Source organism: Cobetia sp. D5 (assembly GCF_035666195.1).
In the GTDB taxonomy this organism is placed as follows: domain Bacteria; phylum Pseudomonadota; class Gammaproteobacteria; order Pseudomonadales; family Halomonadaceae; genus Cobetia; species Cobetia amphilecti.
Genome location: NZ_CP142020.1, coordinates 1,576,867 through 1,593,637 on the forward strand (window position 1 = coordinate 1,576,867; position 16,771 = coordinate 1,593,637).

The 16,771-nt window shown below is 62.1% G+C and carries 13 protein-coding genes; 9 read left to right on the top strand and 4 right to left on the bottom strand.

Annotation, left to right across the window (positions count from 1 at the left end):
• Positions 1-64: 64 nt before the first annotated feature.
• Positions 65-1,489, bottom strand: coding sequence for an aldehyde dehydrogenase (aldA, locus tag U0O11_RS06645; RefSeq protein WP_054555865.1), 1,425 nt, complete (start codon positions 1,487-1,489; stop codon positions 65-67).
• A gap of 429 nt (positions 1,490-1,918) precedes the next feature.
• Between aldA and U0O11_RS06650 the strand changes: the two genes are divergently transcribed.
• From U0O11_RS06650 to U0O11_RS06685, 8 genes are all read left to right on the top strand, one after another.
• Complete coding sequence (locus tag U0O11_RS06650) at positions 1,919-2,551, top strand: putative quinol monooxygenase (RefSeq protein WP_324692271.1); 633 nt, start codon at positions 1,919-1,921, stop codon at positions 2,549-2,551.
• Between the two features lie 324 nt (positions 2,552-2,875).
• Positions 2,876-3,589, top strand: a complete 714-nt coding sequence (locus U0O11_RS06655) for a UTRA domain-containing protein (protein ID WP_324692273.1) — start codon at positions 2,876-2,878, stop codon at positions 3,587-3,589.
• A 145-nt stretch (positions 3,590-3,734) separates the two neighbouring features.
• On the top strand, positions 3,735-4,766 hold the full coding sequence (locus U0O11_RS06660) for a putative 2-aminoethylphosphonate ABC transporter substrate-binding protein (protein WP_324692275.1): 1,032 nt from the start codon (positions 3,735-3,737) through the stop codon (positions 4,764-4,766).
• A gap of 62 nt (positions 4,767-4,828) precedes the next feature.
• Positions 4,829-6,052 carry a putative 2-aminoethylphosphonate ABC transporter ATP-binding protein gene (locus U0O11_RS06665; RefSeq protein ID WP_324692277.1) on the top strand — a complete coding sequence of 408 codons (1,224 nt, stop codon included), beginning with the start codon at positions 4,829-4,831 and terminating at the stop codon, positions 6,050-6,052.
• On the top strand, positions 6,052-7,740 hold the full coding sequence (locus U0O11_RS06670) for a putative 2-aminoethylphosphonate ABC transporter permease subunit (protein WP_442872647.1): 1,689 nt from the start codon (positions 6,052-6,054) through the stop codon (positions 7,738-7,740). The genes U0O11_RS06665 and U0O11_RS06670 overlap by 1 nt, the downstream gene beginning before the upstream one ends.
• Before the next feature lie 49 nt (positions 7,741-7,789).
• The gene (locus U0O11_RS06675) at positions 7,790-8,929 is read left to right on the top strand and encodes a 2-aminoethylphosphonate--pyruvate transaminase (protein WP_324692280.1); all 1,140 of its coding nucleotides are present in this window, start codon (positions 7,790-7,792) and stop codon (positions 8,927-8,929) included.
• 13 nt (positions 8,930-8,942) lie between these two features.
• Positions 8,943-9,761 carry a phosphonoacetaldehyde hydrolase gene (gene phnX / locus U0O11_RS06680; RefSeq protein WP_324692282.1) on the top strand — a complete coding sequence of 273 codons (819 nt, stop codon included), beginning with the start codon at positions 8,943-8,945 and terminating at the stop codon, positions 9,759-9,761.
• Positions 9,762-10,114: 353 nt separating this feature from the next.
• Complete coding sequence (locus U0O11_RS06685) at positions 10,115-11,011, top strand: drug/metabolite transporter (RefSeq protein ID WP_043334030.1); 897 nt, start codon at positions 10,115-10,117, stop codon at positions 11,009-11,011.
• Positions 11,012-11,128: 117 nt separating this feature from the next.
• Here the strand turns inward: U0O11_RS06685 and U0O11_RS06690 are convergent, their stop codons facing one another.
• Both U0O11_RS06690 and U0O11_RS06695 read right to left on the bottom strand, forming a co-directional pair.
• Positions 11,129-12,610, bottom strand: coding sequence for a mannitol dehydrogenase family protein (locus U0O11_RS06690; protein ID WP_043334029.1), 1,482 nt, complete (start codon positions 12,608-12,610; stop codon positions 11,129-11,131).
• 139 nt (positions 12,611-12,749) lie between these two features.
• Positions 12,750-14,510: a purine-cytosine permease family protein gene (locus U0O11_RS06695; protein WP_153635513.1), complete on the bottom strand. Its 1,761-nt coding sequence runs from the start codon at positions 14,508-14,510 to the stop codon at positions 12,750-12,752.
• Between the two features lie 804 nt (positions 14,511-15,314).
• Here U0O11_RS06695 and U0O11_RS06700 point away from each other — a divergent pair.
• On the top strand, positions 15,315-15,710 hold the full coding sequence (locus U0O11_RS06700; RefSeq protein WP_043334027.1) for an RcnB family protein: 396 nt from the start codon (positions 15,315-15,317) through the stop codon (positions 15,708-15,710).
• Positions 15,711-15,825: 115 nt separating this feature from the next.
• On the opposite strand, the gene U0O11_RS06705 is transcribed toward U0O11_RS06700, so the two are convergent.
• On the bottom strand, positions 15,826-16,434 hold the full coding sequence (locus tag U0O11_RS06705; RefSeq protein WP_052384620.1) for a helix-turn-helix domain-containing protein: 609 nt from the start codon (positions 16,432-16,434) through the stop codon (positions 15,826-15,828).
• Between the last annotated feature and the right edge of the window lie 337 nt (positions 16,435-16,771).

Below are 16,771 nucleotides of genomic sequence, written 5' to 3' on the forward strand. Positions count from 1 at the left end.
GGCGTCAGCGCCTCCGGGGGAGAGGGTTCCCCGAAGGCGTGACAGGTAAGACGGAATGGCGTGATCAGTAGTTCATCACGACCAGACGGGTCTGGGTGTAGTCGAGCATGCCATGCTTGCCATCATCACCGCCCAGGCCAGAGCGCTTCCAGCCGGCGTGGTAGCCCTGGTAGGGGTCCGCCGGGGTGCGGTTGATGTAGAGCTCGCCGGCTTCGATGTTGTTGGCGACCTTCATGGCGGTGCGATAGTTCTCGGTGAAGACCACGGAGGCCAGACCGAACTGGTGGTCATTGGCCAGTGCCAGCGCTTCATCCACATCGCTGTAGGTCAGCACCGGCAGTACCGGGCCGAAGATCTCTTCCTGCACGATCTCCATGTCCTGGCGGCAACCGGTCAGCAAGGTCGGCGGGTAGAAGTGACCCTTGCCCTCGGGGATATAACCGCCGATTTCCAGAGTGGCGCCGTCATCGATGGCGCGTTCCACCATCTGATGGATGTTGAGACGGGAATTCTCGTTGATCAGCGGCCCCATCAGGCTGGCATCTTCCAGACGGTTGCCGAACTTGACGCCTTCCATCTGCTGCTTCAGCTGGGCGACGAAATCGTCATAGACGGATTCGTGCACATAGACACGCTCGATGGCGGTACACAGCTGGCCACAGTTGGTGAGGGTAGAGGCCGCGATCTGTGCCGCTGCCTTGGCCAGGTCGGCATCCGGCTCGACGATGGCCGGTGACTTTCCGCCCAGCTCCAGCGAGGACTTGGCGATGTTGACCTGGGAATATTCCAGCACCTTGCGACCGGCGCCGACGCTACCGGTCAGGGTGATCATGCCCACCTTGGGGTGCGTGCAGACGGCTTCTGCGGTGCCGTGGTCCATCGCCAGGATGTTGACGATGCCTGCCGGAATGCCGGCATCCTGAATCGCCTTGGCGATCTCGAAGGCGGAGGTCGGTGTGTTGTTGCTCGGACGCACGACCACGGCGTTGCCGGTGATCAGCGCCGGGGCGATCTTGCGCAGCAGGGTGAACACCGGGTAGTTGAACGGAATCAGGCAGGCCACGACGCCGATGGGCTCACGCTGCAGCAGCAGGCTTTCATTGGGAGTGTCGCTGGGGACGATCTCGCCCTCGATACGACGTGCCCACTCGGCGTGGTAGCGCGTGATGTCGGCGGCGTAGACGGCTTCATTGGTGGCGTCTTCCAGGCTCTTGCCGGACTCATCTGCCAATGCCTGGCCGATGGCATCCTTGCGCGCCATCAGCGCCTCGGCAAGCTTGTGCATGTAGCCGGCACGCTCGGTGCTGGTCTTGGCACGCCAGTCCTTCTGCGCCTTGGCCGCAATGCTCACCGCTTCAAGCGCTTCGTCAGTGGTTGCTGCCTGCACCTGACCTACCAGTGCTTCGGTGGCCGGGTTGTAGACCGAAATCATCTCGCCCTGGGATGAGGCGACGAATTCGTTGTTGATGAAGTTCTTGTCAGTGCGCATGCATCACTCCTCCTGAATTTGGCCTACAGGCTATGAAGTGACGCCAAAGGTGTCAAACTGTTTTTCACATGTAGAAATAGATTTCCGTATATAGAATTTTGTTTGGGAATTATAGTTGGGCGAGTGCTACTGGTGGGAATGGCGTGAGGGTGATTTCGTACGCCATTGCCTACCCATGGCCATCAGTCTGGAAACAGGGAAATCAGCGTCCTGGCAGTGCGTTCAGCACCAACTGGTCAGCCTTGTTGCCGGGTACTCCAACGTTTCCGTGTTCAAGGTTTCATTGAAAGTCTTTCTCCGTGCCGCGGGTTTTTCAGCCAGGCAGCGAAAGATAGTGTCAGTCACTTCCCGAGACAGACCTGCTGCCACGTGACGCAGCAGCTCTTGCCGTTGGGCCGATGACAACCACTGACTATAAGGGGCATCTCCATGCTCACCTTGATCGTGAAATTTGACGTCAAGCCCGAACAACTCGCTACCTTCAAGCAGGCCTTGGCTGACAACAAGCTGGGCTCAGCGGCTGAACCGGGGATGCTGGAAATGCGTTTCTTCGCGGCCAAGGATTCTCCCACCACCATCTTCGCCTACGAGCGCTGGGCAAGTGCTGAGGCGCATCAGGCACATGTGAATCAGCCCTACGCGCAAGCCCTGCTGAAGCTGGCTGACTCGGCGTTGGCATCGCCATTCGAGGTGATGCCCTTGAACGATACTGCCCCGGCGCCATTGCATGAGGCGAACCCCAGGCACGTGCAGCCGGAAGATGAGGTATTCAGTATCTTCTTCATCTTCAAGATCAAGGAAGAATATCGCGCTCGGTTGCTGCAACAATTCACCACGCATGTGGCGAAGACGCGCAGTGAGGAGCCGGGCAATCTCGTGTTTGATCTGTATACCATCGACGGGCAGGACGACACGCTGGTGATATACGAGCATTGGCGCACGGAGTCAGACCTGTGGGACATTCACTTCCAGCAGCCCTATGCCATCGAGACAGGCAAGCTGTTGGAGCAGGCCATGGTCGGTGACATGAAGCAGTACCTGAATATCGTCAGCGAGTTCTGAGTTCTCCCGCCGGTCATTCGTTTCCTGTTTGCCCATGCGATGCGCAGCCTTTAGAGGCTGCGCATTGTGCGTTCACCCCCCTTGAACATCAGCGTGCCATCCCACCGCCATCCACGCCTGTGAGCTCAACCAGGCAGCTGTCATGAAATCCTGCAACGCCAGCGGCACGGGCCAGTGCGAGTCACGCGAATGTGATAGTTTCTGGAGCATCCAGCCGCTTGGCAGCGCAGAGTCCCGGGCATTTTCTTCGCCGGCGGGGCAAGCGGCGCCGTGTTATTACCCGGTAGTGGCAACCCTCTTCATCTTTGGTCAGGACTCCTCGTCATGCGTGATGCGTATTACCTCCACCTTACCGATCGCCTGCGCGAACAGCTGAAGGACCCTGATGCCTTTGAAGAGGGGCGTTTGCCTTCTGAACGAGTGCTGGCCGAGCGCTTCGATACCACGCGCGTGACGTTGCGTCAGGCGTTGGGGCAGCTGGAGGGAGAAGGGCGCATTCATCGCAGCAATCGGCGTGGGTGGTTTGTGTCGCCGCCGCGGCTGGATTACGACCCCACGCGTGACTCCGGCTTCAATGACTATGTGACGGCGCAGGGGCGGCGGCCACGCACGGAAGTGCTGCTGACCGATGTTCAGGCCTACCCACCGGCTGCGCAAGCGCTGGGCCTGGCGGCCCAGACACCGCTCTATCATATTCGCCGCCGGCGTTTCGTGGATGAGCGCGCCGTGCTCAGCGAGTCGATGTGGGTGGTGCCGGAGCGTGCCCCGGGACTGCTCGAGGAGGGCCAGTTCGGGGTGTCACTGTGGGCGGAGCTGCGCGGGCGCTATGGCCTGACGCTGGCCCACCGTGAGCTGCGCTTCTACTCCGAGTCGCTGGGGGAGCAGGCCGCCCGGGAGCTGGGGGTCGCCATGGGTAGCCCCGGTCTGACCGTGCGTCGCGCTACCTTCGATGAGCAGCATCGTCCCATCGGCTATGACGAAGAGCGCTGGCTGCACAATGCGCTGTGCATCACCGTCACGCTCAAGAACAAGCCCTGAACCCGCGCTGCAGAGACACTATATGAGGTAACACTGTTTCACTGGGCATTCAACTGACTGTCACGGGGGTGTCATTCGGCCCGCCCATACTCTTGGTATATACCAGATGGCGAGAGCCATTCATTCCAAGCGTTGGAGAGTCCCGATGTCCTTCTTGACCCGTTCCTTGCTGGCTAGTGCCGTTGGTCTGGTCGTTTCCCTGAAAGCCCAGGCGGCCACCGAGCTCACCGTCTATACCGCGGTGGAGTCCGATGATCTGCAGAAATATGCCGAGCGCTTCCAACAGGCGCATCCGGATATCGACATCAAATGGGTGCGCGACTCCACGGGCGTGATCACCGCACGATTGCTGGCCGAGAAGGACAACCCGCAGGCGGATGTGGTGTGGGGCCTGGCCGCGACCAGCCTGCTGGTGCTCGAGAAGGAAGGCATGCTGTTGCGTTATGCCCCCAAGGGAGTCGAGGCGCTGGATACCAAGTTCGTCGACCCCGCCTACCGTGATGGCCAGGACCCGTCCTGGGTCGGGATGGACGCCTGGGTCGCCTCGCTCTGCTACAACACCGTCGAAGGTGAGCGACTGGGAGTGCTGAAGCCGACGTCCTGGGAAGACCTCACGCGTCCCGAGTTCAAGGGCCACGTGATCATGCCCAACCCGAGTTCTTCCGGTACCGGCTATCTGGATGTCGCCAGCTGGTTGCAGCTGTGGGGTGACGAGGGCGGCTGGGAGTACATGGACCGCCTGCACGACAACATTGCCCGCTATACCCACTCAGGCTCCGCGCCCTGCAATCTGGCCGGTTCCGGCGAGGCCGTGGTCGGTGTGTCCTTCGCCTTCCGAGGCGCACGTCTCAAGGCGCAGGGCGCACCGGTGGACCTGGTCTTCCCCGAGGAAGGGCTGGGCTGGGACATGGAAGCCGCGGCGATCATGAAGGGCACCGACAAGCGTGAGGCGGCGCAGACACTGATGGATTGGGCAGTCTCCAAGCCGGCCAATGAACTCTACAACGAAGGCTATGCGGTCATGGCCTATCCGGGGGTGGCCAAGCCGATCGAGCATTATCCGGCCAATATCACCGAGATGATGATCGAGGCTGACTTTGCCAAGGCGGCCAACCAGCGGGATGAAGTGCTCGCCGAATGGCAGCGCCGTTACGACGGCAAGTCCGACAGTCAGTAAGTCACGCCCAGCCACCTTCGTCATTGCCCCGGCGCCTTGCGCCGGGGTCGGGAGTTTCTCATATGTCTCTTGTGACCGCACCTCCGCGTCATCACGCCTCGCGTCAAGCGTCGCCATCGACTGCCGGCGCCTCGCCGCGCGCGGTATCCGCCCCTGCAGCCCGGGCGCCTGCGCGTGACGCAGTGCCTCAGGCACTCACCACGCGTTCTGCGTCGTCAGGCAGCATCCACCTCAAGATCAGTGGCCTCACCAAGCGCTATGGCCAGTTCACGGCCCTGAGCGAGATCGACCTCGCGATCCGCGAAGGCGAATTCGTGTGCTTCCTCGGCCCCTCCGGCTGTGGCAAGACCACCTTGCTGCGCGCCATCGCCGGGCTTGCGCCGCAGAGCGAAGGCACCATCCACCAGCGCGGCCAGGACATCTCGCGGCTGCCGCCGCAGGCGCGCGACTTCGGCATCGTCTTCCAGTCCTATGCGCTGTTCCCCAATCTCACCGTGTTCGACAACGTGGCCTATGGGCTGCGCAATCGGCGCGATGCGCGTGATGCGATGCGCCGTCGCGTGACGGAGCTGCTCACCCTGGTGGACCTGGCCGGCAGTGAAGGCAAGTATCCGGCGGCCCTGTCCGGGGGCCAGCAGCAACGCGTGGCACTGGCGCGGGCGCTGGCGACCGAGCCGGGGCTGCTGTTGCTCGATGAGCCGCTTTCGGCACTGGATGCGCGCGTACGTCTGCATCTGCGCAGTCAGATCAAGGCACTGCAGGCACGGCTGGGCGTCACCACCATCATGGTGACCCACGACCAGGAAGAGGCCCTGGCCATGGCGGACCGCATCGTGGTGATGAACCATGGCGTGATCGAGCAGATCGGCACCCCCGCCGAGATCTACCGTCAGCCGGCGAGCGCCTTCGTGGCCGAATTCATCGGCAGCATGAACTTCCTGCAATGCTGTCCCGAGAACGCCAGTACTCTGCGTCTGGGCCAGCAGCGACTGGTATGCGCGGCGCATGATCTTGAGGGGCTGGATCAGGCGCGTCTGGCCATTCGCCCGGAAGCCGTCTCGCTGTGCGCAGTGGGTGAGGGGTTGTCGGCGCAGGTGGAGCACGTCGAGTTTCTCGGCGCCTTCCTGCGCATCACTCTGACGCTTGAGGGCTGTGGGCAGACACTGTCGGCGGATGTGGCGCTACAGAACAGCGAGTCACTGGGCGTGCGGGTCGGCGCCAGGGTGGGTGTGCGTCTGCCGTCCGAGGCGATCCGCCTGTACCCGCTGGTGGAGGCGCAGGCATGATGGCGCGCGCATTGCCCTTGTCGGGTCGGCTGTCAGGCGAGTCCGGCTTGCGTCTGTTGATGTTGCTGCTGGCCCTGGCGCTGCTGGTCATCGGGCTGCTGTTGCCGCTGGCCACCATGCTGATCAAGAGCGTGCAGGACCGCAGCGGCGACTTCGTCGGCCTGGCCAACTTCGCGCGCTATGTGCAGACGCCGGCGCTGGTCGGCTCGATCATCAATTCCGTCAGCATCGCGTTGATCAGTACCCTGACGGTGGTGAGTCTGGCCTTCCTGTGCGCGTACGGCATCACCCGCACCTGCATGCCGGGCAAGCGCGTCTTCCGCATGCTGTCCATCCTGCCGCTACTGGCTCCGTCACTGCTGCCAGCCATCAGTCTGGTGTATCTGTTCGGCAATCAGGGCTGGTTCAAGGATGTGCTGCTGGGGGAGAGCATCTACGGCCCCATCGGCATCGTGATGGGCATGACCTTCTGGATCTTCCCGCATGCGCTGATGATCATGATGACGGCGCTCAGCAACAGCGATGCCCGTCTCTATGAAGCCGCGGATGCGCTGGGAACGCCCAAATGGCGCAGCTTTCTGACCATCACCTTGCCGGGCGCGCGCTACGGCATCATCTCCTGCGCCTTCGTGGCCTTCACGCTGGCGATCACCGATTTCGGCGTGCCGAAGATCATCGGCGGGCAGTTCAGTGTGCTGGCCACCGATGTCTATCGTCAGGTGGTGGGGCAGCAGAACTTCCAGATGGGCGCGGTGGTCAGCGTCATACTGTTGTTGCCGGCCTTGCTGTCCTTCGCGGTGGACCGCTGGATCCAGCGCCGTCAGGTCGCGCAGCTCTCGACGCGCGCCGTGCCCTGGCAGCCGACACCAAGCCCGCTGCGTGACTGGGTCTTTGCGCTGCTCTGCTATGGCGTGGCCGCCGCGATTCTGGCCGTGATCGGCACCGCCATCTATGCCTCGCTCGTGCAGTTCTGGCCCTACAACCTGAGCCTGACCCTGGATCACTACGCCTTCAAGGCGCTGGCGGGCGGTGGCTGGGACGCGTGGCTCAACTCGCTGACGCTGGCCTTCTGGGTCACCTTGATCGGCACGCTGGTCATCTTCTTCAATGCCTGGCTGACCGAGAAGAGTCAGGGCTATCGCCCGCTGCGCCAGGGGCTTCACTTCATGGCGATGATGCCGATGGCCGTGCCGGGCATGGTGCTGGGTCTGTCCTACATCTTCTACTTCAACCAGGCCGACAACCCGCTGAACTGGATCTACGGCACCTTCGCGATTCTGGTGCTCAATACCCTGGTGCATTTCTATACCGTCTGCCACCTGACCTCGGTGACTGCGCTCAAGCAGCTTGATGGGGAATTCGAGGCGGTCGGAGCCTCACTCAAGGTGCCGTTCTGGAAGACCTTCTGCCGCATCACCTTGCCGGTGTCTCTGCCGTCAGTGCTGGATATCTCGGCCTATCTGTTCATGAACGCGATGACGACCGTCTCGGCAGTGGTATTTCTCTACAACAGCGATACCCGACTGGCCTCCATCGCGGTGATGCATCTCGACGAAGCCGGGCACTTCGCCAGCGCGGCCGCCATGGCAGTGCTGATCTTCTTCACCTGTCTGGGCGTCAAGCTGCTGCATGCGGTGGTCAGTCATCTGCTGTTGACCCGTGCCCAACGCTGGCGACAGGCGACCTGATTACGCCGTTGGCCGTCTTTTTTTTGTGCAAATTAACTGGTATATACCAATGAGTATTCAACATCCGTACCTGCTGACTCCCGGTCCCTTGACCACCAGTGAGAGCGTCAAGGCCGCCATGATGAAGGACTGGGGCTCCTGGGATCAGGACTTCAACACCAAGACCGCCGAGATCTGCCAGCAGTTGCTCCGCTGTGCCAATGCCAGTGAGCACCATGAGTGCGTGCCGATGCAGGGCAGCGGTACCTTCGCGGTCGAGGCGGCGCTGGGCAGTCTGATCGAGCCGAAGAGTACGACGCTGGTGCTGGTCAATGGCGCCTATGGCAAGCGGCTGGTCAGTCTGCTGACCCGCATGGGGCGTGACTGCGACGTGCTGGCGTGGGGCGACGCCGAGGCGGCGTGTGTCAAGGCCGTGGCCGACAGACTCGCGGCAAGGCCCGAGATCGGCCATGTCGCCATGATTCACTGCGAGACAAGCTCCGGGATGCTCAATCCGGTGGCGGATATCGCCGAGGTGGTGGCAGCACACGGTCGTGAGCTGATCCTCGATTCGATGAGTGGCTTCGGGGCGCTGGAGATCGATGCGCAACGTACCCCGTTTCTGGCGCTGATCTCCTCGGCCAACAAATGCTTCGAAGGGGTGCCGGGGTTCGGCTTCGTGATCGCCCGGCGCGATGCGCTTCAGGCGGCACAGGGGCGTAGCCACTCATTGTCGCTGGACCTGCACGATCAATGGCAGTACCTCAAGCGCACTGGGCAATGGCGTTATACCCCGCCGACTCACGTGGTGGCGGCGTTTCACCAGGCGCTGAAGGAACACGCCGAGGAGGGCGGCGTCGCGGGCCGCCACGCCCGTTATCACGCCAACATGCAGCGACTGGTGGCAGGCATGCGTCAGCGCGGCTTCACGACCCTGCTCGACGATGCCTGGCTGTCGCCGATCATCACCACCTTCCTGAGCCCGGCACACCCGGACTTCGACTTTTCACGTTTCTACGCCGAGCTCAAGGCGCGTGGCTTCATCATCTACCCGGGCAAGCTCACCGACGTGGAGAGCTTCCGCATCGGCAGCATCGGCCAGCTGGATGTCCGCGTGATGGATCAACTTCTGGCCGCCGTGGATGACGCGCTGGCCACCCTGGGTGTCGACGATGCCCGCCCGTGCGCTGACGCTGTCGCACTCAACTGACTGGAGAACTGTCATGCAATATCACACCCCGGATCGTCTGCAGGCTGCCATCTTCGATTGGGCCGGCACCCTGGTGGATTTCGGCTCCTTCGCGCCGACCCAGATCTTCGTCGAGGCCTTCGCGGAAATCGGCGTGGCCATCAGTCTGGAAGAGGCGCGCGGCCCGATGGGCATGGGCAAATGGGAACACATTCGCACCCTGTGTGATGACCCTGCGATCGCGGCCCGTTTCGAGGCGGCCCGTGGCCACGCCCCCAGTGATGCCGATGTCACGGCGCTTTATGAGCGCTTCATGCCGCTGCAGATCGACAAGATCGGGGCGCACTCCGCACTGATTCCCGGCGCGCTCGAGGTCATCAACGGGTTGCGCGACAAGGGCATCAAGATCGGCTCCTGCTCCGGCTACCCCCGCGAGGTGCTCGAGCAGGTGGTCGCACGGGGCAAGGGCAATGGGCTGGTGGTGGACCATGTCGTGGCCACCGATGAGGTGCCCAAGGGGCGACCCTCTCCGGCGCAGTCTCTGGCCAATGTCATCGCGCTGGGCATCACTGACGTGGCGGCCTGTGTGAAGGTGGATGACACGGCGCCGGGGCTGCTGGAAGGTCGCAGCGCCGGCATGTGGACGGTCGCGCTGACCTGCTCCGGCAACGCCATGGGGCTGGATCACGCGGTGTTCATGGCCCTGTCAGAGGCAGAGCTCAATGAAAGGCGCAGCGCCATCGAAGCCCAGTTCGCGCCGTCCGGTCCGCACTTCATGATCGACACCATCGCGCAGCTGCCCGAGGTGATCGCCGAGATCGAGGCGCGTCTGGCGCGTGGCGAGCGCCCCTGACAGCCTGGTGGCGGGGCGGTGACGCCGGGCCTGACGCTGCACTGCCTGTCACCTCGCTCGCCCACCTTGATCTACCATTTCACCCCACCACTTCACTCCACCCCTTCAGGCGCCAGCCTCGGGTCCTTGCACAAGGCCTTGAGGCTGGCGTCTTCTCGCAAAAGGTAAGGACATATGCTCATTGGCGATTGCCGCCTGGTTGCCCTGAAAGCCCGTAATTTCCGCATGCCTGTCCGCATGCCCGTCTCCATGCACGGGCAAGCTCACTCTCAAGCCCAATTTCATGTTCAGGCCCAATCTCATGTTCAAGCTCAAGCTCAAGCTCAAGGCCACACGATTGCCGTGAGTGCCTCTTGAGCCCACTGGCGCTGGGACTCATCCTGATCTCGGTCTGTCTGCATGCGGGCTGGAATCTGCTCGGCAAGGGGCGGGCGCCGTCGCTGGCCTTCTTCATGCTGGCCATGGCCAGTGGTGCGCTGATCTTTGCGCCGCTGCTGGGATTGGGGCCGTCGTTTGCCGTGCTGCCCGCTGAATTCTGGGGCTGGCTGGTGGCCACCGGACTCTGTCAGGTGCTCTACATGGGCGGACTTGCCTGGGCCTATGCGCGCGGCGAGGTCAGTGTGCTGTATCCCATCGCGCGGGCCTTGCCGGTGGTGTTGGTGCCGCTGGTGTCGCTGAGTCTGCTGAGCAGTCAGGCACTTACGGCGTTGGATCTGGTCGGCATGGGGCTGATCGTACTCGGCGCGTTGGTGCTGCCCTTGAGCAGTCCGCAGGGCCTGCGCCCCTCGACCTACCTGACCCCGGCACTGGGGTTCGCGCTGCTGGCAGCAGTCGGCACCACCGGCTATTCGCTGATCGACAAGCAGGCGCTGGATATCATGGTGAGTGTCGGTTACTCGCCCACCTCGGCGGGCGCTGTCTTTCTGGTGTTGCAGGCCATCATGACCGTCGCCTGGGGCGCGCTGCTGGTGATGTTGCTGCCGGCAGAGCGTCGCCGCCTGCCTGCGCTATGGCGGGGGGAGCGGGGCAGCATGGTGCTGACCGGCGTGATGGTGATGGCGACCTATGGGCTGGTGCTGGTTGCCATGACGCTGACGGCGGAGGTCAGCCTCGTCGTTGCAATGCGTCAACTGTCGATCCCGCTGGGCGTGATGCTCGGGGTGCTCTGGTTGCGCGAGCGAGCGGCCATCGCCAAGTGGATCGGCATCGTCATCATGCTGGCGGGACTGTGGACCGTTGCGCTGGTGTGAGGAAAGGCGTGGCATGAGGCACAAAAAAAGCGAGACAGGCGGCTGCCTGTCTCGCTTTTGTCTTTCTGCGGGCGCTGGCGGGGCATCACGCTGTCGTGAGCCCCTGCACCGCCATGCTTACTTGGCGTCTGCCACCAGCATTTCCAGCGTGGCGCGGGCACCGTTGTCGTGCAGGCTCTTCAGGGCCTTGAGGTAGGCATCGCGGAAGCGCGGCTGGTCGACCAGGTCACCGAATAGTTCACGGTTGTCCAGGAAGGCGGTCGGCTCTTCGCGCTGACGGCTGGCACGCTCCATCAGCTCGTCCTTCAGCGGGTCGACCACATCGATGGTCTCGCCTTGCTCGTCCACGCCTTCGGCATAACGTGCCCAGCTGGCCACGACGGCTGCGGTACGACGCAGTTCGCCATCGGTCTTGAGCTGTGCGTGTGCCACCGGGATCAGGAACTTCGGAATACGGTCGGAGGTCTCGGCGCACAGACGCGCGAGGGTGTCCTTGACTTCTGGGTTGGCGAAACGCTCGATCAGCGTGCGGCAATGGGCGTCGAGATCGATACCCGGCAGCTGAGCCAGCGTCGGGCGAGCTTCCTCGTTCATGTAGCCGAGCAGGAAGTCGACGATCAGCGGGTCGTTGCAGGCTTCATGGGCGTAGCGATAGCCGGCCAGGTAGCCGAAGTAGCACAGCGCCTGGTGACCGGCGTTGAGCAGACGCAGCTTCATCAGCTCATAGGGCTCGACATCTTCCACCGGCTGCACGCCGGCATCTTCAAAGGCCGGGCGGCCATTGGCGAAGTGGTCTTCCAGCACCCACTGGGTGAAGGGCTCGCAGACCACCGGCCAGGCGTCTTCCACGCCGAAACGTGAGGACAGCTCTTCGATGTCAGCCGGCGTGGTCACCGGCGTGATGCGGTCGACCATGGAGTTGGGGAAGGGCACTTCGGCTTCGATCCATGCCGCCAGTTCTGCATCACGTGCGCGCGCGTAGGCAGTGAACATCTTGTGAGCGACGTTGCCGTTGCCTTCGATGTTGTCACAGGACATTACGGTGAACGGGGCGACGCCACGCTCGCGACGACGGGCCAGGGCTTCGGTGATCAGGCCGAAGCTGGTCTTGGCTTCCCCCGGGTTGGCCAAGTCGTGCTGGACGTCGGCATTCTCGAGATTGAATTCGCCGGTGACCGGGTGGAAGTTGTAGCCCCCTTCGGTGACGGTCAGCGAGACGATGCGGATCGCCGGGTCAGCCATCAGCTCGATGACGGCCTCCGGAGAATCCGGGGCAAAGCGGTAATCGATGATGGAGCCCACCACGCGCGGCTCATAGTTGCCGTCCGGGTGCTTGAGTACCACGGTGTAGAGGTGGTCCTGCGAGGCCAGGGCTTCCTGCATGCGGCGATCACCCGGCATCACGCCGACGCCGACGATGCCCCAGTCCAGCGCCTTGCCCTGATTCATCAGCTCGTCGAGGTACATGGCCTGGTGCGCACGATGGAAACCGCCCACGCCGAAGTGGACGATACCGGCGCTGACTGCAGTGCGATCATAGTTCGGAGTGGCTACCTTGGCGTCCAGCTGAGTCAGACTGGCATTGGAGAGACGGGTCATGGGAGGTCTCCTGCCGCGTGTCGCGGTCGAGTCGAGATGGGTAAAGAAAGGGTAGGTCGTAACGGCCAGCGGCGAAGGTCACCCGTGTGATTCAGGCTTCCTTCGCCGCTGGCATGGCAGGGGGCTAGCCCCTGCCGACTCAGCTAGCGGTGGCCGCTTGCTTCGGGGACTGCTTGTTGAACAGCGCCTTGCTGCGCTGCAGCTCCCAGTACGCGAAGATGAAGTAGATGATCGTCGACCAGATGGTCACGTCATAGAACAACTCACGATTCGCTTCGTAGCTGGCCAGGTCCGGGCTGCCGAAGAGTACGCGCAGCGCGAGGACCATCGGCACCGCCAGGCCCAGCACCATCCAGACGGCCTTGATGGCCTTGGTCAGACCCGAAGTGTCCTTGACCGGTGCGTGGTTGGTGGTCTCGGCCTGCTTGGCGTGCAGGGCTTCGACACGCTCCTGGAATTCCCGCTCGGCCGCTTCGGCTTTCGGGTAGGAGTCGGCTGCACCGGCAGATCTGGCCATCAGGGTGTAGAGGATGATGGAGACGAACCAGGTCGGCAGGAACAGGTAGTAGAACGGGATCACGTCGACCGTCTCGAGGCCAAAGCCGAAGATCAGTGACAGCGCCCAGGTTGCCAGTGCCGGCGTGTTGTGCTTCACGCCCTTGTAGCGCGCCCAGTAACGGCTGAAGCCGAGTTTCGGGAACAGGTGATGCTCAGCGAAGATGATCCCGCCGACCGGCACCAGCACCAGGCCCGCATAGGTCAGCAGCGGCAGCATGCTGCGATAGACGAACGGGAAGCAGCTGAGCACGGCAACGCAGATACCCACGGCCAGCGTCGCCTTGTTGCGCGACAGGTTCGGCATGGCCGACTGGGCGGCAAGGCCCGCGCGGTACAGGTTGGCGTTGGCGGTGGTCCAGCCTGCGACGACCACGATAACGAAGCCAGCGGCGCCAAGGGCGTGCAACGCCACTTCGCCCGGTTCCAGCACATCGATGCTGATACCGGCGACGGCTGCGGTGGCCGCGCCCATCAGACCGGCGGAGATCCAGGCGACATAGTGGCCGAACATCATGCCGGTGCTGGTCGCAAGGCCGGAGCGCATACGCTTGGCATAGCGCAGCAGCGCCATGTCGATCAGACCGAAGTGGGAGAAGGTGTTGGCCGCCCAGGAGAAGCCGATGACTTCCCAGATGCCGATGCCCGCTTCGCCCTGGGAGTTGATCCCGGTGAAGACGGTACTGCCGGCGACATCAATGAAACTCGAGAAACTGTTCAGGCTGGTTTCACCAGTGACGGACTCCGCCAGTTCCGGCAGCAGAACCATGCCGCCGACGGTGAACATCAGCATCAGCCACGGGGCACAGATGCTGGCGAATTCGGTCAGGGCGTTGAAGCCATAGACCGCGACCAGCACCACAATGGCCGCCACGGCCAGTGCCAGCAGGATGAACTCGAAGCTGGTGGGATAGGCCTGGGTCTGGGCCGGGATGTCGAACAGCAGCCTGACCGCCGTGGCGGAAACGGTAATCATGGCCGCCGATATGGCGGTGAATATGACCACGTTGGCCCAATTGTAGAGCCGTGACATCGAATCACCGGCAATACGGTGAAGATAGGTGAAGAGGCTCAGACGGGTCTCGATCGCGATTGGCGTCGTGATCAACCAGAAGCTGAGCACTGCGAGGCCATTACCGATCAGCAGGCCCAGCAGGATATCCCAGATACCGGCACCGAGCGCCACGAAGGTGGCACCGATGACGAACTCGGTCGCGGCAACGTGCTCGGCGGCATAGAGACCGGCAAAGTGTGGCCACCGGTGCAGTTTATGACGTGGCACCGGCAGTAGCTCATCGTCCATATGGGCGATCTGCCGATCCAAATCTGGCGCAGTACTGGCCATGATTGGCTCCTGTTTTTTTACGGCTTGTCTTGCTGCTCCTACCCGAGATGTCACGCAGCCGCCTTGGCGATCCTGTCGGCGATGACGAGGGTAGATCGTCTATTATCGATCAAATGACTCAGGTGTGGTGCAAATGATCGGTGAATGGTCATCAAAACGCAAAGCCCGCGTGCTTGAACTTTGGGCTATGACCTCGAGTGATCATGGCTATGGAAGTCAGGAAAGCGCTGAAGGCCGCATGAAATCAGGGCTTGCGCGAGGGTGTCTCGATTCAATGACACGATTCAGCAAAATGAATTTTTCCGTTCTCACACCCCGTTCGGCGCCTGAAGCATTGTGTCCTGGCTAAAACGGCCAACGATCCAGGGCCAGATATCTCACAACTCTGAGGGTGGTCTTGCACCGATGTGGTGCGATCGGCGTACCCGGCATCGTCGCTTTCTTGCCATGCCTCAGCAGTCTCCTGATCGAGGCCCGGGAGTCGAAAGGGGAAATGGGGCAGCGGAGAGGGCAGCGGAAAGGGCAGCGGAAAGGGCAGCGAAAGTCGGGTCGCTGCGAGAGAGCACTATAAAGAGCGCTATAGAGGTGGCGACATATAAAGGTGGGTGTTGGTCAGTGGCGACATCGGTTTCGGCACAATGCGACGGAAAGTGCATGAAATAACGACAAAGAACGAGAAAAATGAGACATCTTGCGGCGTCCCCCAGTTCTCGCTAAGGTTGCGCAACACTGTTTCCTAACCAGGAAGCCCCAACATGACTCCCGGCGCTTGATTGGCGACGGGGCAAGGCGAGGAGGCCAGCCATGCGAACGCGCACACTGACCATTCTGATGATGATATTCACGCTGCTGGGAGCCCCGCTGGCTCAGGCAGGACCGCACGATAGAGGCCATGGGCATCATGACCGTGGGCATGGCCACCACGACCGCGGCCATCACGGCAAACAGCACAAGAAGCACCACAAGCAGCAGCGCCACCATGAACGCCGCCGTCATGAGGCGCGACGCCATCACCAGTGGCGCCGTGGCGACCACCTGCCGCGTCATTACTACTCCGACAGCCGCTACTGGGTGAAGGACTGGCACCATCGTCATCTGTCCAAACCGCCGCGCGGTCATCGTTGGCTGAACATCGATGGGCGCTATGTGCTGGCCGCGGTGGCGGGTGGCGCGATCACGGCCATCATTCTCAATCGCTGAATTAGTGGCCAACAGGCTGCGCTAAGCAAGACGATGAAAAAGGGGCCTCTGATGAGGCCCCTTTTTCATGTCCGATCTTCAGTGGAAAGTGCTGTCCACATGAGGCTCGATCCCCTCACGCGTAGGCACTGCATACCCAGGTCATGGTCGCGGGGGTGTCACCGTTGTAGGTGATGGCGTGTCCGAGGGTGCTGTCGAAGGCCAGGCTGTCACCGACCTTGAGCTTGATGGGGTCGTAGAGTTCGGTCCAGACCGTCACCTCGCCGCTGGTCACGATGATCTGTTCCTGGCCGGAATGTTTTTGCAGGCCGCCGAACTCCTCGAGACTGCGATTGAGCACGGTGGTTTCCAATACCATGTATTCCTTGGACGCCACATTGTTGCAGAGCGGTCGATAGCGGTAGTTGGGCGTCTCGATGACGTCTCCCTCCTGTGCTCGCGTCAACGCGAGCCAACCCCGAAATGCCGCGTCCTCCGTGTGATAGAACAGCTCGCTGACATCCACCTTCAGGCCCCTAGCGAGATTCACGATCGCCTCGAAGGTCGGCGAGATACGTCCATTCTCGATTCTCGACACGCTGGCCGCCGAGATACCTGACGCGCTGGCCACGGCCGCGATGGTCAGTCCCTTCTCCTTGCGTAGTGCCTTGAGATTGTCACCAATGGCGCCTGCCTTGCGTTCTCGGTGCTTCAGCGCGATCGGCGTTTCCTGGTGGGGTGTCATGTCAGCGTGCTCCATCGAGTTTGTCTGCTGGGTGGCGTCTGTCGCCGTTTGCCGTTGCTCAGCGCCTGTGTGGCACATGGGCGCGAGTCATCAAGTCATGCCACGGCAGGAGAGAGGCGTAAGCGCCATGATGGCGTCCATTTAGGGCTTCCACGAGCAAAATGTCGAGCAGGTATCCACATTTGACCCAATATTGCGTATATGCAATTGTGGAGGCGAATGCGCAATCGACAGTGGCCGCCCACTGGGCGTGTATCAGGCCTCAGCCTGTATCAGGCATTCGCCTGCAGGTACGCATGGCATTGCACTCTAATTAAAATAATCTTGGGAAAACAAA

Bases quoted from the DNA above. Each gene is read 5' to 3' on its own strand.
- aldA (WP_054555865.1), bottom strand. From the start codon at position 1,489: ATGCGCACTGACAAGAACTTCATCAACAACGAATTCGTCGCCTCATCC.
- U0O11_RS06650 (WP_324692271.1), top strand. From the start codon at position 1,919: ATGCTCACCTTGATCGTGAAATTTGACGTCAAGCCCGAACAACTCGCT.
- U0O11_RS06655 (WP_324692273.1), top strand. From the start codon at position 2,876: ATGCGTGATGCGTATTACCTCCACCTTACCGATCGCCTGCGCGAACAG.
- U0O11_RS06660 (WP_324692275.1), top strand. From the start codon at position 3,735: ATGTCCTTCTTGACCCGTTCCTTGCTGGCTAGTGCCGTTGGTCTGGTC.
- U0O11_RS06665 (WP_324692277.1), top strand. From the start codon at position 4,829: ATGTCTCTTGTGACCGCACCTCCGCGTCATCACGCCTCGCGTCAAGCG.
- U0O11_RS06670 (WP_442872647.1), top strand. From the start codon at position 6,052: ATGGCGCGCGCATTGCCCTTGTCGGGTCGGCTGTCAGGCGAGTCCGGC.
- U0O11_RS06675 (WP_324692280.1), top strand. From the start codon at position 7,790: ATGAGTATTCAACATCCGTACCTGCTGACTCCCGGTCCCTTGACCACC.
- phnX (WP_324692282.1), top strand. From the start codon at position 8,943: ATGCAATATCACACCCCGGATCGTCTGCAGGCTGCCATCTTCGATTGG.
- U0O11_RS06690 (WP_043334029.1), bottom strand. From the start codon at position 12,610: ATGACCCGTCTCTCCAATGCCAGTCTGACTCAGCTGGACGCCAAGGTA.
- U0O11_RS06695 (WP_153635513.1), bottom strand. From the start codon at position 14,510: ATGGCCAGTACTGCGCCAGATTTGGATCGGCAGATCGCCCATATGGAC.
- U0O11_RS06700 (WP_043334027.1), top strand. From the start codon at position 15,315: ATGCGAACGCGCACACTGACCATTCTGATGATGATATTCACGCTGCTG.
- U0O11_RS06705 (WP_052384620.1), bottom strand. From the start codon at position 16,434: ATGACACCCCACCAGGAAACGCCGATCGCGCTGAAGCACCGAGAACGC.